The organism is Bacillus sp. JJ1764 (assembly GCF_036962145.1).
In the GTDB taxonomy this organism is placed as follows: domain Bacteria; phylum Bacillota; class Bacilli; order Bacillales; family Cytobacillaceae; genus Neobacillus.
In genome coordinates this window covers 10,879-25,880 of the sequence record NZ_JBALNY010000122.1, presented here as the reverse complement: position 1 = coordinate 25,880, position 15,002 = coordinate 10,879, and the positions used below count along the sequence as shown (strand labels likewise).

Below are 15,002 nucleotides of genomic sequence, written 5' to 3'. Positions count from 1 at the left end.
GTAGGCAGTTCTACATCCGGCATGGTGCCGCCGCCGACTTGACTCACATCCTGAACAATTTTTGTTACATAACTACCTGTTCTTTGTAATAAATTTGTAACAAAGGTTTGAGATCTTTCGTCTAATTCTTGAACGGACTTAAGCAAATCTCGAATGGTTGGGATATTCTGCATGGCTTTTTCTCCCCGGGCATAATCTATTAATGTACCCTCTAATGCCGCTAGAGTCATTTTATCCACTCTTACCACCCGGGCCAACTGATGTTTTTTTAGTTGATCAATAATCACTTTTTTCCCTACAATAATTCCTGCCTGAGGGCCGCCTAACAGCTTGTCACCACTAAACGTAACAACATCTGCCCCCATTTCTATAACCTCACTTACAACCGGTTCGTCTCCAATACCATGATTTCTGAAATCAAATAAGACGCCGCTGCCCAAATCCTCATAAAAAATGACATCTTCTTGTTGATGTGCAAGTTCAATCAATTCTTCCGCTTCAACTGATTTTGTAAAACCAATCACTTTAAAATTACTTGTATGTACCTTCATGATAATAGCCGTGTCGGGACTAATCGCTTTTTCATAATCATATAAATGAGTTTTATTGGTTGTCCCAACCTCAACTAGGTTCGCACCGCTTTCCTCCATAATCGATGAAATTCGGAATGAACCACCGATTTCAACAAGCTGACCTCTTGATACAATGACTTCTTTATTTTTCGCAAGTGCTCTCAACACTAAATACACTGCAGCAGCGTTGTTATTAACCACCATTGCTGCTTCAGCACCTGTGATTTTCCGCACCAAAGCTTCTACATGACTGTGTCGCGAACCACGTTCTCCTTCTGGCAAATTATATTCTAAGTTGGAATAACCTCGTGAGATGTCCGCTACATGTTGAATCGCCGCTTCACTTAATCTGGCTCTGCCAAGATTAGTATGTAAGATGGTTCCAGTTGCGTTGATTACTTTTTCTAATGTAAAGGAGAATTGCTGAGTCACTTTATCTTTTAAATTGCTAAAAATGATGTCAATAAAATGTTCCGTTCCTGGAAGCGAATCTTTCCATTGACCATTGAGAAGTGACTGTCTGATTTGTTCTAGTACCTCTTTAAGATGCCTGGTGAGTTGAACATAATCTAGATTAGACTCTTCTAAGATCATTAGAAACTTCTGGTGATTTTGCAATTCATGGACAGGGGGGATGGATCGCAAGTATTCCTTCAAAGTGATAACTCCTTTACTATTGTTTCAATAGGACTATTATATCACTTTTTCACCCTTTTTCGTCTCCAAGAATAAACTGAACCTATCAAGGGGGAAATAGATTTGAAAAAGAAAAAAATGATACCTCAATACGATTGGGTTGATCACGAGCGAATGGAACAGTGGCTAAAAAAATATTTTTTAGATCCGCTAACTTCCTATTATGATCAAAATCAATTTCGCATTGATCTATATGAAACCGACCATGATTGGATTGTGGAGGCTTCTTTAAATGAATTTTGCAGCTCTGAAATACTTGTAAAAGTTGAAGGCACACAGTTAATGATTACTGCCCAGAAGAACGGCTATTCCACTCCATCTCAGTTCCCAAAACGAGTTCGAATTATTACCCTCCCCTTTCTTGTCATCCATCATGATGTTCATGCCGCTTTTCAAAATGGAACATTGGAAATCTTCATTTCCAAATTAAATAAAGGTTTAGGAAAAAATCGCTATATTACGTTGCCATAGCTTTCTTTTTTTATTGTAGTTTACATAATAATATTATTAGTCCAAAATAAAGGCCCTCATTTCCGTTATGAAGGGCCACTTTTTTATTTTTTTGAGATTATTTGAATCATTTCTTCTGTATCCGGGAAAATACCCGTTTCATGTTTGGAGTATATTTTTTCCCCATTCACTGTTACTTCAAAGACTCCTCCAGATGCTGGGATCAACTCCAATTTTTCAATGTCTCTCCGAAAATGATTGAATAGCTCTTCCGCGAAACTCGCAGCTTTAGGTGCATAATTTCATTGCATACAAAACTCAACAACAATATGATAGTTCTTCATGTTATCCTCCTATATTTTGTTAATATTGTTATGGTAGGAATAGTTTATCCATTTCTGTTATTTTCCGCAAATCTTTTGCTCCTATAGTGCGGATTAGGGTAGACAAGTGTATACTACTATAATGGAGGTGTACTTATGAGTGAACAAGAAAAAATCCGCTTAACCTCTCTTTCAACAAAAGCTGGCTGAGGTTGCAAGATTGGTCCAGAGGACCTGACGCAAGTATTGCGTCTTTTACCAAAACAAGAACCTGTACCGGAATTACTTGTTGGAAATGAAACAAGTGATGATGCCGGAGTCTATAAACTGACTGATTCCATAGCACTAATACAAACCGTTGATTATTTTACACCAATAGTTGATGACCCTTATATGTTTGGGCAAATCGCTGCAGCGAACTCATTAAGTGATGTGTATGCAATGGGCGGTGAACCAAAGACAGCTTTAAATATAGTGGGTTATCCCATTAAAAAGCTTGGTCCCGATATGTTAGCAGAAATTATGCGCGGTGCTGCAGATAAAGTAAAAGAAGCGGGAGCCATCACTTTAGGTGGCCATTCTATTGATGATCAGGAGCCAAAGTTCGGTTTATCTGTTACTGGGCTTGTACACCCTGAAAAGGTCTGGAAAAATGTTGGGGCCAAACCGGGAGATTTATTGATTTTAACTAAGCCGATCGGGGTTGGCATTCTAACAACAGGAATCAAAAGAAGTGCCGTTACTCCTGAACAGGAAAAAGAAGTGACGGATACGATGGCGATGTTGAACAAGACAGCTGCTCAAACCTTATTCCCTTACCACCCTCATGCTGTAACGGATATTACCGGATTTGGTCTGCTTGGACATAGCAGTGAAATGGCTCGCGGCAGTGAGGTTAGCATTGAAATTTCCCTCGCCCAGGTTCCGATACTTGATGGAGCTCTTGAATTGGCAAAAATGGGAGTCGTACCAGGAGGATCTAAATCCAACCATAAATGGTTGCATGATGATATTATTTACGAGGGTATTTTACCTGAGGAACAACTGGTGCTATGTGATGCTATCACATCGGGTGGTCTTTTAGTTTCAATTAGTGAAGAAGAAGCTGTGCAGTATGTAAATGACATGCATGCGAAGGGTTTAAACCAAGTATCAATTATTGGGCGAGTAATCGAGAAACAGGACAAACTAATTTATGTAAAAAAATAACAGCGAGGCATTAGCGCCACGCTGTTTTTTTCATTCAACCCGGAATTCTCATTTGCATGTTTGGACGTAGTTTTTCAATCATGTCCATGGTCATTTTGTCTAAATCATAATCGAATTTAAAGCCCCACTCTTCTTTTGCAGCAGTCGAATCAATAGAGTTCGGCCAGCTCTCAGCAATCTTTTGACGGACTGGGTCCACCTGATAAGAAATCTTAAAACCTGGTATATATTTAGCAATGCTCGCAGCAATTTCTTCCGGATCAAAGCTCATGGCACTGACATTGAAGGAATTACGATGAATTAATTTGGTTGAATCGGCTTCCATTAAGTCAACAATGGCCTGTAACGCATCTGGCATATACATCATGTCCATGTAAGTACCTTTATCTATATAGGAAGTATACCGCCCATTTTTAACAGCTTCGTAATAAATTTCAACCGCGTAATCGGTTGTGCCGCCGCCAGGAGGTGTAACGTAAGAAATTAAGCCTGGGAACCGTAATCCCCTGGTATCTACCCCAAATTTTTGATAATAATAATCAGCCAATAATTCTCCTGCTACTTTGTTAACCCCATACATCGTAGTAGGACGCATGATTGTATCTTGCGGAGTATCATCTTTAGGGGTAGTTGGTCCAAATGCTCCAATTGAACTCGGCGTGAAAAATTGCGCCTTCATTTCTTTTGCGGTCTCTAACGCATTTAATAAACCGCCCATGTTCAAATTCCAAGCAAATAACGGCCTTGCTTCGGCTGTTGCTGATAAAAGTGCAGCTAAATGCATCACCGTATCAACTTTATATTTTTGGGCTACCTCACCCATTCTATTTAAATCTGTGACATCTAAGACCTCAAATGGTCCGCTTTGTGCGGCCTCACTGTCATTCTTTTTGATATCTGTGGCAATAACATTATCGGCTCCATAAATCTCTCTTAGCTTTAAGGTTAGTTCAGAACCAATTTGTCCGAGTGCACCGGTAATTAAAATTCGTTTCATGTTGATTCTCCATCCTCTGCTATTAAATAATACCCATTTCCTTGCCTACTTTTTCATAAATAGAGATGGCCTTGTCAAGCATTTCCGTGGTATGAGCGGCTGTTGGCATATTTCGAACGCGGCCTGTTCCCTTTGGTACAGTTGGGAAAACGATGGCTTTGGCATATACCCCTTCTTCATTTAAACGTCTGCTAAATTGCTGAGCAATCGTTTCCTCTCCAATTATACAAGGAGTGATTGGGGTTTCACTTTTCCCTATATTAAATCCAAGTTCTTTAAGTCCCTTTTTCAAATAGTTGCCATTTTCCCATAGCTTTTGGTTCAATTCAGTGCTTTCCATTAGGATTTCAATGGCACGCTTACTTGCAGCTACATCTGCAGGTGTCAAAGAGGTCGAAAATAGGAATGGACGGCTTCGCACCTTTAACCAGTCAATCAGATTCCTTCTACCTGCCACGTATCCGCCAACAACCCCGATTGCCTTTGACAAAGTCCCGATTTGGAAATCAATTTTATCAGACAAGCCAAAATGTTTAACGGTTCCTGCTCCATCACCAAGAACACCGGAGCCATGGGCATCGTCAACATATGTAATCAAATCAAATTCTTCAGCAATTTTCACAATTTCCGGCAATAAAGCAATATCCCCATCCATGGAGAAAACTCCATCTGTAATCACCATAATTTTATTATATTGCCCAGATTCCTTTGCTTCCTTCGCTTTTGCGCGTAAATCAGCCATATCAGAATGGTTAAAACGAATGATTTTTGCTTTTGACAGACGGCAACCATCAATAATCGATGCATGATTTAATTCGTCAGATAAAATCGCATCATGTTGATCCATGACCGCAGAAATCGCTGCCATATTACAATTAAAACCAGATTGGTAAGCAATTGCTGCTTCTGTATGCTTAAATTCAGCTAATTTTTCCTCTAATTCTACATGAAGTTTAAGTGTTCCGTTAATGGTCCGTACGGCACCGGCACCAACCCCATATTTTTCAATTGCTTCTGTAGCGGCTTGTTTCAAACGTTCGTCAGTGGCTAAACCAAGATAGTTATTTGAAGACAAGTTCACTAAATCTCTTCCATTTATCTTTATAATAGGACCATTAGGGCTTTCTAATGGGTCAATAACATTGTAAAGACCTTTTCCCTTCAAATCTTCAAGATTCTCATTTAAAAATTGCTCCAAAATATGACTCGACACACCCAGTTCCCCCTTTATTTATGTTCTTCAAAAATACATTTGTCCATCTAGTGCGGACAGTTAAAACACCTTTAAATGGCTATTTTAAAGGATTTCTTACCTATACTTTATCATATTTTTTCAATAGTGTTCATGTCAAGTGGACAAAAGCCTAAAATTTTTTTGTTATAATTAGATTATCCATTTCCTAATGGNNGGATAGGTCCTTATTTTATATTTTATATTCCTGTAGGCCAGCTGGCTAATAACCGTTCGCTTTTTTCCCTTTTTGTCGTTAATAAATACTCAATCGATTGACAGAGAAATTTACGGGTTTCATGAGGTTGAATGATATCATCAATTAGATGTTTTGCAGCGGCTATATAAGGTGAGGAGTCGAATGACCAGAGCTCGAGCAATTTCCTTCTCTCTTCCGCAGGATTTTCTGCACGAGCCAACTCACGACCGAATACAACATTCACGCCCACCTCAGGACCGGTAAAATTTATTTCGGCTGTTGGCCAAGCCACGATTAAATCTCCACCCATCCCGGGACCGCACATATTTCCATATGCTGCACCAATACTTTTCCGGATGACGACGGATATTTTCGGAACTGTTGACAAAGCTAAAGCTTGATTCCAAACCATAATTTTAGTCGGCATTTTTGCCTTTTCTGCTTCGCTGCTGATTCGAAAACCTGGGGTATCATGAAGAAAAATGAGTGGTATATGGTAGGAGTCGCAAAGGCAAATAAATTCGGTCGCTTTTTGACATTCATGCGGCCCTGGAGCCCCTGCAAATTGATTTGGCTGGTTGGCAATAATCCCAACCACATGGCCATTCATATGAGCAAATGCTGTAATGAGCCCCCTTCCGAATTTCTGTTGAAACTCATAGAAGATTCCCTCATCAACCAACACTTTGATGATTTTTTTCATATCATAAACTCGATTACTCTGCTGCGGTAAAATTGTGTAAACTTCCTCTACACTCCTGTAAGGTTCATCTGTTGTCTGCTTCATTTGTGGTCTCTCACTGGCATTTTGCGGCATATAAGAAAAAAAGGTTTTTAATTGCTTCATGCACTCCTCTTCAGTCGCACCATCATCATCAATTTGTCCTGTAAAACGATGGTGAAAGTCCACTCCTCCCAATTCTTCAGGAGTTAATTTTTGACCGTTTGCCAGTTCAAGCATTCGGGGTCCAGCTATGGCCATACATGTCCCCTGAAGTTGAGTCACAAAGTCTGATGAAACAGCCCACCAGGTTGGACCGCCAAAACTACCACCTAATATGGCCGACATCGTTGGCACCTGGCGATGGACAGTTAACATCTCACGAGGGAACAATTTGTCACTAATCCCATCAGAGCCCATTCCATCTGGCATCCTTAACCCTCCACCTTCATTAAGCGAGAAAATCGGCAGACCATTTTTCAAAGCAAATTCATGTATGCTCTTTGATTTTCTGATATGAACATTGCCTTCCGTTCCGGCAAATACCGTTTTATCCCCTGTAATAATGACTGCTGATCTACCGTTCACCTTGCCAATTCCACCAATTAACCCATCACCATAGCTTTTATTCTCTGACCCTTTTACATCAGAAGTATTTAGCATTCCTAGTTCCATAAAACTATCCTGGTCAACAAATTGATGGATTCGTTCTCGAGCCGTTAACAAACCGCGCTCATGCTGGGCAGCTATTTTATCCGGTCCTCCTCCTAATAAAGCCGCCTCTTTTCTGGATTGTAATTCATCCGCCATCCGCTTTAATTCGTCCATCCCCATTCCTCCAATTCCCTTATCATCTAACTTATTAAACAAAAAGAGAAAGAAAAAGGCCCAAATCTGAGCCTTTGCATCTATCTTTACTTCAAGCTCACTTTTTTAAATCGTAAAGCTTGGTTATTAATATTTTCAATTGCCTCCTGATATTCTGTTTCTAATCGAGTAATAATATCAGGCGCAGTTTCAATCCGATTAATGGCTCCAACACCATGTCCCGCAGACCAAATATCTCTCCAAGCTTTCGCATTGGTTTCCTTCTGCATGTCATTAAAATCAACTTTTTCTTTTTTTACTAGTTGTTCAGGGTCAAGGCCTGCTTTTCGAATACTCGGTTTCAGCATATTGGCTTTTACACCAGAAAACGCATCAGTTAAAATAATGTCCTCCTGGGTAGACTCAACCAGCATTTGCCGATATTCATGATTTGCCATGCTCTCTGTCGCCACAATAAATCTTGTCCCCATGTAAGCAAGGTCAGCTCCTGCAGCCTGAGCGGCAAGAATTCCTTTCCCCGTTGAAATGGAACCTGCTAATACAATGATTCCATCCCAGAAAGTTCGTACCGTATCGATAAAAGCAAACCCATTCAGTTGGCCAGCATGACCACCTGCCCCACTTGAAACAAGGATTAGGCCATCAACACCGGCATTTGCTGCTTTTTTGGCGAAATTGATATCGCTTACATCTGAAAATACGAGTCCACCATATCCATGAACCATTTCTACCACCTTCTTAGGATTTCCTAGTGAAGTAATGACTAAAGGAGGCTGATGTTTTTGAATTAAAGATAGTTCTTCTTCAAGGCGACCATAGGAGCTATGTACAACCATGTTCATTGCCCATGGTGCTATTCTTTGTTGAGGATCCTTTTTATGGGCCTCTTCAAGCTCTGTTTTTATTTCTCCCATCCACTGATCAAGGACTTCAATCGGCCGCGCATTTGGCGCTGGAAACGAACCAATGATCCCATTTAAACAACAGTTTTTAACTAAATCGGTGCCTGACACCAAAAACATCGGTGCAGAGATGACAGGTAAGCGAAGTTGATTTAACCATTCCTCTGGAAGTGATCTTTTCATTCTTCCACTCCTTAATTTAGAATTTTCAGAAACATTTACATTTTAATAGTACTGGATAATGAATGAATGTTCAATCACTTTTTTTAAAAATAAAGAAGAACTGTTTGAAGAGATCATGTCAACGCTCGTAAAAGAAATGATTGCTGAAGCAAACGGTGTCATACAGGAAAATCTTCCGTTTACTGAAAATGTACACCTAGCCTTGTACCATTTATTAGAGTTTCGCTCTCAACATCAGCTTATGATCAAGCTGGCCCAGGAAGAGTCAGAGATGGGAACAATCGCCGTTTCCGAAATGCTTCAGCACGTAGAGGAAGAAATCATCGCCTTTCTAAAGAAAAAGCTTGATACAGCCATTGAAAAAGGTTTAATTCCGACTGCAAATACAGAAATCACCAGTTATTTGCTTTTTAAAATGTATATAGCCCTGGTTTACGACTGGGAAAAAAATCATGAGCCGCTAAGTTCAGAGGAAATAGCCGAGATCATGAAGGTGTTTTTATTACAGAAATAGCAGAAAAGACTTGTGATCCACACAAGTCTTTTTAGCTGTCAAGGTCGCTTTGTCATGTTCTGCTGAGCCATTTTAACTAGCTCACGGACCATGCTGCCGCCAAGCCGTCCGCCAACTTTACCGGCCTGTTCGGACGTCAATTGTCCGTTATAACCTTTTTTTAAAGGGACTTCGACTTCCTCGGCTGCCTCAAATTTGGCATCCTCAGGTGTTTGTGATTCAACGACCCTTGCCTTCAATTGGTCTAATCCCCGTCTTGCTTCGGGAACAAGAATTTTGTTTCTTCTGGCCATCATCCATCATCTCCTTTGCCAATTAGATTGCCCAATTTGAAAAAAACATCTGCGGGGACTGGATAAATCCTTTTATATCCAGTATAATAACTGATAATGTATCGTAAAAATCAATGAAAAAGAGAGTAGTTATCAGGGATGTCAAAGCGATTCAGGGATGGTGGGAGCCTGAAACAGAACGGATAATGAAGCGCACTTTGGAGATGCATACCCGAATAACTGTAGGGGATGCCGGAGAACACTCCGTTAACAAGGAAAAGCTGGTTCATTTTGAACAATTAGAGTGGTACCGCGGGAATTCAAACTCTCGTCTCTTTTTTAAAGAGGCGGGGGTTTTTTGTTGTTTTATAGAAAAAAAGGAGGTCAATAACATGAACTTTAAAAAAGAATTGGCAGAACTATTATCTGTAGCGCTTGAAGGAGAGCTATCCGTAGCAGAACTCGAGATACTAATTGAAAAACCGAAAAATCAGTCATTGGGTGATTTAGCCTTCCCATGCTTTTCGTTAGCAAAGGTAAAGCGTAAGGCGCCTAATTTGATTGCGCAGGAATTAAGCGAAAAAATTCAGTCACCGACATTTGAAAAAATCGAAGTAGTAGGAGCTTACCTAAATTTATTTTTAAACAAGAAGCTTGTTTCTGAACAAGTAATTGGCAATGTTATCGCTCAAAAGAGTGAATTTGGTTCACTAGATTTCGGTGCAGGCGGCAATGTCACCATCGATATGTCTTCCCCTAATATCGCCAAGCCTTTTTCAATGGGGCACTTGCGTTCAACCGTAATAGGGAATGCAATCGCTAAAATCGTAGAAAAGTGCGGCTATAAGCCGATTAAAATCAACCATCTTGGCGACTGGGGCACACAATTCGGTAAGTTGATTACAGCTTATAAACTATGGGGCGATGCCGAAAAGGTAAAACAAAATCCAATTAAAGAATTATTGGCTTTGTACATCAAATTCCATGATGAAGCAACATCCAATCCATCTCTTGAGGATGATGGACGTGCTTGGTTCAAAAAGCTGGAGGATGGCGACCAAGAAGCATTGGATTTATGGCAATGGTTCCGTGATGAATCACTGGAGGAATTCTCACGAATCTATAATTTAATGAATGTTGAATTCGATTCCTTCGCTGGTGAGGCTTTCTACAATGATAAAATGGACCGCGTAGTAAAACTGTTGGAAGAAAAACAACTTCTTGTGGAGTCTGACCAGGCGCAAGTGGTTGAACTAACGGAAGAAGAATTGCCACCATGCTTAATTAAAAAATCAGATGGGGCGACCCTTTACGCTACACGTGACTTAGCGGCGGCTATTTACCGTAAAGAAAATTACGACTTTGCCCATTCTTTATATGTGGTTGGTCATGAGCAAAGCCTGCATTTCAAGCAACTGATCGCGGTATTACGCAAAATGGGCTTCGAATGGGCTGAAAAAATGGCGCATATCCCATTCGGCATGATGCTGAAAGACGGTAAGAAAATGTCCACCCGTAAAGGGAAGGTTGTTTTACTGGAAGAAGTCTTAAATGAATCAATAGCGATGGCTCGACATAACATAGAAGAGAAAAACCCAATGCTGCCTAATAAGGACAAAGTAGCTGAGCAAGTAGGTGTCGGTGCCGTCATTTTCCATGATTTGAAAAATAACCGCATGAACGATATAGAATTTTCTTTAGAGGAAATGCTTCGTTTTGAAGGGGAAACCGGCCCATACGTTCAATATACGTATGCCCGTGCCTGTTCCATTTTACGAAAAGGAAATTGGCAACCTGAAAGCTCGGCGGCTGATTACCAAACATCTTGGGAAAAAGAATGGAAAGTGGTCAGTTTCTTAATGGAATTCTCTAATGCCATTAAACGTGCTTGTGCGAATTACGATCCTTCCCAAGTGGCAAAATATATCGTGGACCTTGCTCAAGTGTTTAACAAATACTATGCCGAGGTTAAGGTTTTGGAAGACAGTGAAGAGCGCGAGGCTCGTCTGGCGCTTGTCTACAGTGTGACTGTTGTTCTCAAAGAAGGTTTACGTCTATTGGGAATTGAAGCACCAGAAGAAATGTAACTTTTTTAGAAAAGCGTTTCTACAGTGATGTAGGAACGCTTTTCATACTTGCATTGAAAGAAGGACGTCTATGGAACAACAACTAGTAAAGGATAAAATTTGGACAAAAGACTTCATTTTAATTGTATTTGCCAACTTTTTTATCTTTCTTGGCTTTCAAATGACTTTACCAACGATCCCTTTATTTGTTGAAGACTTGGGAGGCAATGATCAGTTGATTGGCTTTGTCGTAGGGATTTTTACGTTTTCATCCCTGCTCTTGCGCCCCTTTGCTGGTCATGCCTTAGAAACGAAAGGCAGAGGCATTGTTTATTTGACCGGTTTAGCTATTTTTGTCCTTTCCGTAGGATCTTTTGGGTTTTTGGCAAGTATCGCTCTGTTATTTGCCATGCGGGTTGTCCAAGGGGCAGGCTGGGGACTTTCGACCACGGCTTCCGGAACTATTGCAACAGACCTCATCCCTCCTGCTAGAAGGGGAGAAGGAATGGGCTTTTACGGTCTTTCCGGTAATGTTGCTATGGCCATTGGTCCTTCTTTAGGACTGCTTCTGTCAGATACACTTACATTTAAACTGTTTTTCATCATTTGTTCAGTATTAGGGCTTATTGCGCTTTCGCTTTCTTCCAAAATTAAATATAAAAGGGTAGAAAAAAAGCCTGATAAAACAAAGGCAATATTTGATCTTTATGAAAAAAGTGCAGTAAGACCATCCATGTTGATGTTCTTTATTACGGTTACATTTGGGGGAATTGCCTCATTTCTGCCGCTTTATACAGCTGAAAAACATATCGCTGGAATCCAGCTTTACTTTTTGATTTACGCTCTTTCTTTAATGGCGACGCGTGCCTTTGCCGGTCAGCTTTATGACCGAAAAGGGCATCAGGCCATTTTTATTCCTGGAACTTTATTGGTTCTGGTTGCTATGGTTTTATTAGCCTGGCTTCCGAATAGTATAGTGCTTTATGGGGCGGCTTGCCTTTATGGATTAGGTTTTGGGATTGTCCAGCCCGGCTTGCAGGCTTGGTCTATAGAAAAAACTTCTCCGCATCGTAGAGGTATGGCCAATGCCACCTTCTTTTCTTTTTTTGATTTGGGAATAGGGATCGGGGCCATGATCTTTGGCCAAATCGGTCATATCTTAGGCTATAGCAGCATCTATATAGCCGCAGCTATTTCTGTCTTTATTTCCATGCTGTTATATGTGATTTTTATAATAATAGATAAGGCTCGAGAGTAAACTGTATGGGAAAAGCTTCCATGCAGTTTTTTTATGAATGAGGAAATGATAACGTTATCATCATTAATCAATTGAAATCTTCTTATATTTGTCAAAGAAACCCCTTCAACTTTGTTATTAGGTTATGTTACAATCAATCGGTAATTTTACTTTATGGTAGGTGAATCACGTGTTATCTTCTATTAAAAGATTATTGATTGGCCGTCCGTTAAAATCAACCGATCTTGGCGAACATAAACTGAACAAATTAAAAGCACTGGCGATTCTTTCCTCAGATGCCTTATCATCTGTCGCTTATGGAACAGAGCAAATTCTCATTGTGCTGGCTACAATTAGCGCAATTGCCTATTGGTATTCCATACCAATTGCTGCGGGAGTGTTATTTTTATTAGCAGCTTTGATTTTATCCTATCGACAAATCATTTACTCGTACCCTCAAGGGGGAGGAGCTTATATCGTATCGAAGGAGAATATTGGTGAAAAGGCCGGTTTGATTGCCGGGGGATCCTTGCTAGTAGACTACATACTTACTGTTGCTGTTAGTGTCTCAGCCGGAACCGATGCCATAACATCAGCGATTCCCTCATTGCATGCCCATACGGTCTTAATAGCCAGTGTTCTAGTCTTCATCATTACGATTTTGAACCTTCGTGGGCTCACGGAGTCTGCTACGATCTTGATGTATCCAGTTTATTTGTTTGTCATCATTTTATTTATTTTAATCGGTGTTGGAATTTATAAAATTTTAACCGGACAAATTTCCCCTGAATTACATGCTCCAATTGGTGCACCAGTCCAGGGAATCACATTGTTTTTATTAATGCGTGCCTTTGCTTCAGGGTGTTCGGCTCTAACAGGGGTTGAAGCAATTTCTAACGCCATTCCTAATTTCAAAGACCCTGCACCAAAAAACGCGGCCAGAACATTAGTGTTGATGGGGACACTTTTAGCATTTTTATTTGCCGGTATCACCTTTTTAGCGTATTACTACGGTGTTTCTCCAAAACATGATGAAACTGTAGTCTCACAAATTGCCAAAGAAACGTTTGGACGTAATATTCTGTACTATATCATCCAAGGTTCAACCGCTTTGATCCTGGTGCTGGCGGCCAATACCGGCTTCTCGGCATTCCCATTATTAGCGTTTAGCTTGGCCAAGGATAAATATTTGCCAAGGATGTTTACCATTCGTGGTGACCGTCTAGGCTATTCGAACGGGATTGTCATGTTGGGATTAGCATCGATTGTGTTGATTGTTGCTTTTCAAGGGAAAACGGAGTCACTTATTCCACTTTATGCAGTAGGGGTATTCATTCCATTTACTTTATCGCAAACAGGGATGATCATAAAATGGCTTCGAGAGAAACCAAGCGGCTGGATTACCAAACTAACAGCGAACCTAATCGGTGCCTTAATCACCTTCACGGTATTAATGATCTTTTTCATCACGAAATTAAGCCAGGTTTGGTTTGTCTTTATTTTCTTACCATTGATCGTTCTACTGTTTTTAAGAATTAATAAACATTATAGTGATGTAAGTGAACAGCTCCGGGTAGATTGTCAAACACCGGCCATTCAAGTTGATGGAAATGTCATCATTGTTCCGGTCGCTGGAATCACAAAGGTCGTGGAAAATTCCATTAATTATGCCAAATCGTTAACCGATCAAATATATGCAGTCTATGTTTCCTTTGATCGGGAAGATGAGAAGCGGTTTGAGGAAAAATGGGAGCAATGGCATCCGGAAGTCAGATTGATTACTCTGCAATCTCGCTATCGCAGTATTTTGCAACCCTTATCGAAATTTATTGATACAATTGAGAATAAGGCCAGTGAGAACAACTACCAAGTTACCGTACTGATCCCGCAATTTATTACAAAGAAGAACTGGCATCACATCCTGCACAACCAATCTAGTTTATTGATTCGTACGTATTTGCTTTACAAAAAAAATGTCATTGTTTCCACCTTGCCATATCATTTTAAAAAATAAAAATAAATGGTTTTCTAGGGTTCCGTGGCTTACCTGAGTCAGTCTGGTCCAAGAGAAAACGCACAGAATGTTCTCTGTGTACACGGAAGGATAAAAGCCTGGGAGAATTAATCGTTTTGACGATGATTCTTCTTGGCTTTTTTTTATAAGGGAGGGAATGTTGTTGGAATTTCTTGTTGAAAACAAATGGGTAATCTTAGTAAGTCTCGAAGTCTTGGCCTGGTCCTCGACCTTCTTCCTTTTATACGCGCGTTACGGCTTGAAATCAAGCTTTTGGTTCAAGGTGGCAACCGTACTGTTCGCATTAACAGGAGTCATCCCACAGGTGTTAATGGGGATTGTAAATTTTGCCGCCACCCAGGAAGTTGATTTGTTTACTCTGATTATTGTGCTATTGATTGTGTATGGATTTACGATTGGGAAGAAGCATGTGAAGAAGCTGGATACCTGGGCACAACGAAAGTTTTCCAGGGAAGGTGTGTAAGTGGATAAAATAAAGAGAAATTCGGAAAAAGGATATAAATGAGAGTTACCTTTTTTGTGAAAGACAGATCCAAGTGGTTTTTGGGTAAATCTGTCGTTCATAGC

At 40.3% G+C, this 15,002-nt stretch carries 14 protein-coding genes, 1 riboswitch and 1 other annotated feature; of the genes, 7 read left to right on the top strand and 7 right to left on the bottom strand.

The features are described 5' to 3' along the window. On the bottom strand, window positions 1-1,229 hold a 1,229-nt coding region (selA, locus tag V7083_RS16750; RefSeq protein WP_335479918.1), incomplete at its 3' end, for an L-seryl-tRNA(Sec) selenium transferase. 102 nt (window positions 1,230-1,331) lie between these two features. On the opposite strand from selA, the gene V7083_RS16745 reads away from it, so the two are divergent. Then, a complete protein-coding gene (locus V7083_RS16745; protein ID WP_335479914.1) occupies window positions 1,332-1,739 on the top strand; it encodes an Hsp20/alpha crystallin family protein in 408 nt (135 codons plus the stop codon). 83 nt (window positions 1,740-1,822) lie between these two features. On the opposite strand, the gene V7083_RS16740 is transcribed toward V7083_RS16745, so the two are convergent. After that, window positions 1,823-2,062, bottom strand: coding sequence for an Rdx family protein (locus tag V7083_RS16740; protein WP_435556296.1), 240 nt, complete (start codon window positions 2,060-2,062; stop codon window positions 1,823-1,825). A 135-nt stretch (window positions 2,063-2,197) separates the two neighbouring features. Here V7083_RS16740 and selD point away from each other — a divergent pair, with 135 nt between their 5' ends. Beyond that, the gene (gene selD / locus V7083_RS16735) at window positions 2,198-3,250 is read left to right on the top strand and encodes a selenide, water dikinase SelD (RefSeq protein WP_335479913.1); all 1,053 of its coding nucleotides are present in this window, start codon (window positions 2,198-2,200) and stop codon (window positions 3,248-3,250) included. A 34-nt stretch (window positions 3,251-3,284) separates the two neighbouring features. Here selD and V7083_RS16730 read toward each other — a convergent pair whose 3' ends face one another. The 4 genes from V7083_RS16730 to V7083_RS16715 all read right to left on the bottom strand — a co-directional run bounded on the left by V7083_RS16730 (window position 3,285) and on the right by V7083_RS16715 (window position 8,311). Beyond that, complete coding sequence (locus V7083_RS16730; RefSeq protein ID WP_335479911.1) at window positions 3,285-4,247, bottom strand: L-threonine 3-dehydrogenase; 963 nt, start codon at window positions 4,245-4,247, stop codon at window positions 3,285-3,287. 22 nt (window positions 4,248-4,269) lie between these two features. After that, window positions 4,270-5,460: a glycine C-acetyltransferase gene (locus tag V7083_RS16725; RefSeq protein WP_335479908.1), complete on the bottom strand. Its 1,191-nt coding sequence runs from the start codon at window positions 5,458-5,460 to the stop codon at window positions 4,270-4,272. 218 nt (window positions 5,461-5,678) lie between these two features. Then, on the bottom strand, window positions 5,679-7,226 hold the full coding sequence (locus V7083_RS16720) for an acyl-CoA carboxylase subunit beta (RefSeq protein ID WP_335479906.1): 1,548 nt from the start codon (window positions 7,224-7,226) through the stop codon (window positions 5,679-5,681). Between the two features lie 86 nt (window positions 7,227-7,312). Continuing rightward, complete coding sequence (locus tag V7083_RS16715; protein WP_335479903.1) at window positions 7,313-8,311, bottom strand: NAD(P)H-dependent flavin oxidoreductase; 999 nt, start codon at window positions 8,309-8,311, stop codon at window positions 7,313-7,315. A 58-nt stretch (window positions 8,312-8,369) separates the two neighbouring features. On the opposite strand from V7083_RS16715, the gene V7083_RS16710 reads away from it, so the two are divergent. Further along, window positions 8,370-8,825, top strand: coding sequence for a TetR/AcrR family transcriptional regulator (locus tag V7083_RS16710; RefSeq protein WP_335479900.1), 456 nt, complete (start codon window positions 8,370-8,372; stop codon window positions 8,823-8,825). Between the two features lie 38 nt (window positions 8,826-8,863). Here the strand turns inward: V7083_RS16710 and V7083_RS16705 are convergent, their stop codons facing one another. Further along, window positions 8,864-9,118 carry an alpha/beta-type small acid-soluble spore protein gene (locus tag V7083_RS16705; protein WP_335479898.1) on the bottom strand — a complete coding sequence of 85 codons (255 nt, stop codon included), beginning with the start codon at window positions 9,116-9,118 and terminating at the stop codon, window positions 8,864-8,866. Between the two features lie 104 nt (window positions 9,119-9,222). Next, window positions 9,223-9,436: a binding site (T-box leader), on the top strand. A 53-nt stretch (window positions 9,437-9,489) separates the two neighbouring features. On the opposite strand from V7083_RS16705, the gene argS reads away from it, so the two are divergent. From argS to V7083_RS16685, 4 genes are all read left to right on the top strand, one after another. Next, window positions 9,490-11,184 (top strand): arginine--tRNA ligase, encoded by a 1,695-nt coding sequence (argS, locus tag V7083_RS16700; RefSeq protein ID WP_335479896.1) that lies wholly within the window; start codon window positions 9,490-9,492, stop codon window positions 11,182-11,184. 70 nt (window positions 11,185-11,254) lie between these two features. Next, window positions 11,255-12,421, top strand: coding sequence for an MFS transporter (locus V7083_RS16695; RefSeq protein ID WP_335479894.1), 1,167 nt, complete (start codon window positions 11,255-11,257; stop codon window positions 12,419-12,421). 169 nt (window positions 12,422-12,590) lie between these two features. Then, entirely contained in the window at window positions 12,591-14,414 is a 1,824-nt protein-coding gene (locus tag V7083_RS16690) for an APC family permease (RefSeq protein WP_335479892.1), read from the top strand. A 3-nt stretch (window positions 14,415-14,417) separates the two neighbouring features. Beyond that, window positions 14,418-14,521: riboswitch (guanidine-I (ykkC/yxkD leader) on the top strand. A 56-nt stretch (window positions 14,522-14,577) separates the two neighbouring features. Beyond that, complete coding sequence (locus tag V7083_RS16685; protein ID WP_335479891.1) at window positions 14,578-14,898, top strand: hypothetical protein; 321 nt, start codon at window positions 14,578-14,580, stop codon at window positions 14,896-14,898. The last annotated feature ends 104 nt before the right edge of the window (window positions 14,899-15,002 follow it).

Bases quoted from the DNA above. Each gene is read 5' to 3' on its own strand.
- V7083_RS16705 (WP_335479898.1), bottom strand. From the start codon at position 9,118: ATGGCCAGAAGAAACAAAATTCTTGTTCCCGAAGCAAGACGGGGATTA.
- V7083_RS16695 (WP_335479894.1), top strand. From the start codon at position 11,255: ATGGAACAACAACTAGTAAAGGATAAAATTTGGACAAAAGACTTCATT.
- V7083_RS16720 (WP_335479906.1), bottom strand. From the start codon at position 7,226: ATGGACGAATTAAAGCGGATGGCGGATGAATTACAATCCAGAAAAGAG.
- argS (WP_335479896.1), top strand. From the start codon at position 9,490: ATGAACTTTAAAAAAGAATTGGCAGAACTATTATCTGTAGCGCTTGAA.
- V7083_RS16730 (WP_335479911.1), bottom strand. From the start codon at position 4,247: ATGAAACGAATTTTAATTACCGGTGCACTCGGACAAATTGGTTCTGAA.
- V7083_RS16715 (WP_335479903.1), bottom strand. From the start codon at position 8,311: ATGAAAAGATCACTTCCAGAGGAATGGTTAAATCAACTTCGCTTACCT.
- V7083_RS16710 (WP_335479900.1), top strand. From the start codon at position 8,370: ATGAATGAATGTTCAATCACTTTTTTTAAAAATAAAGAAGAACTGTTT.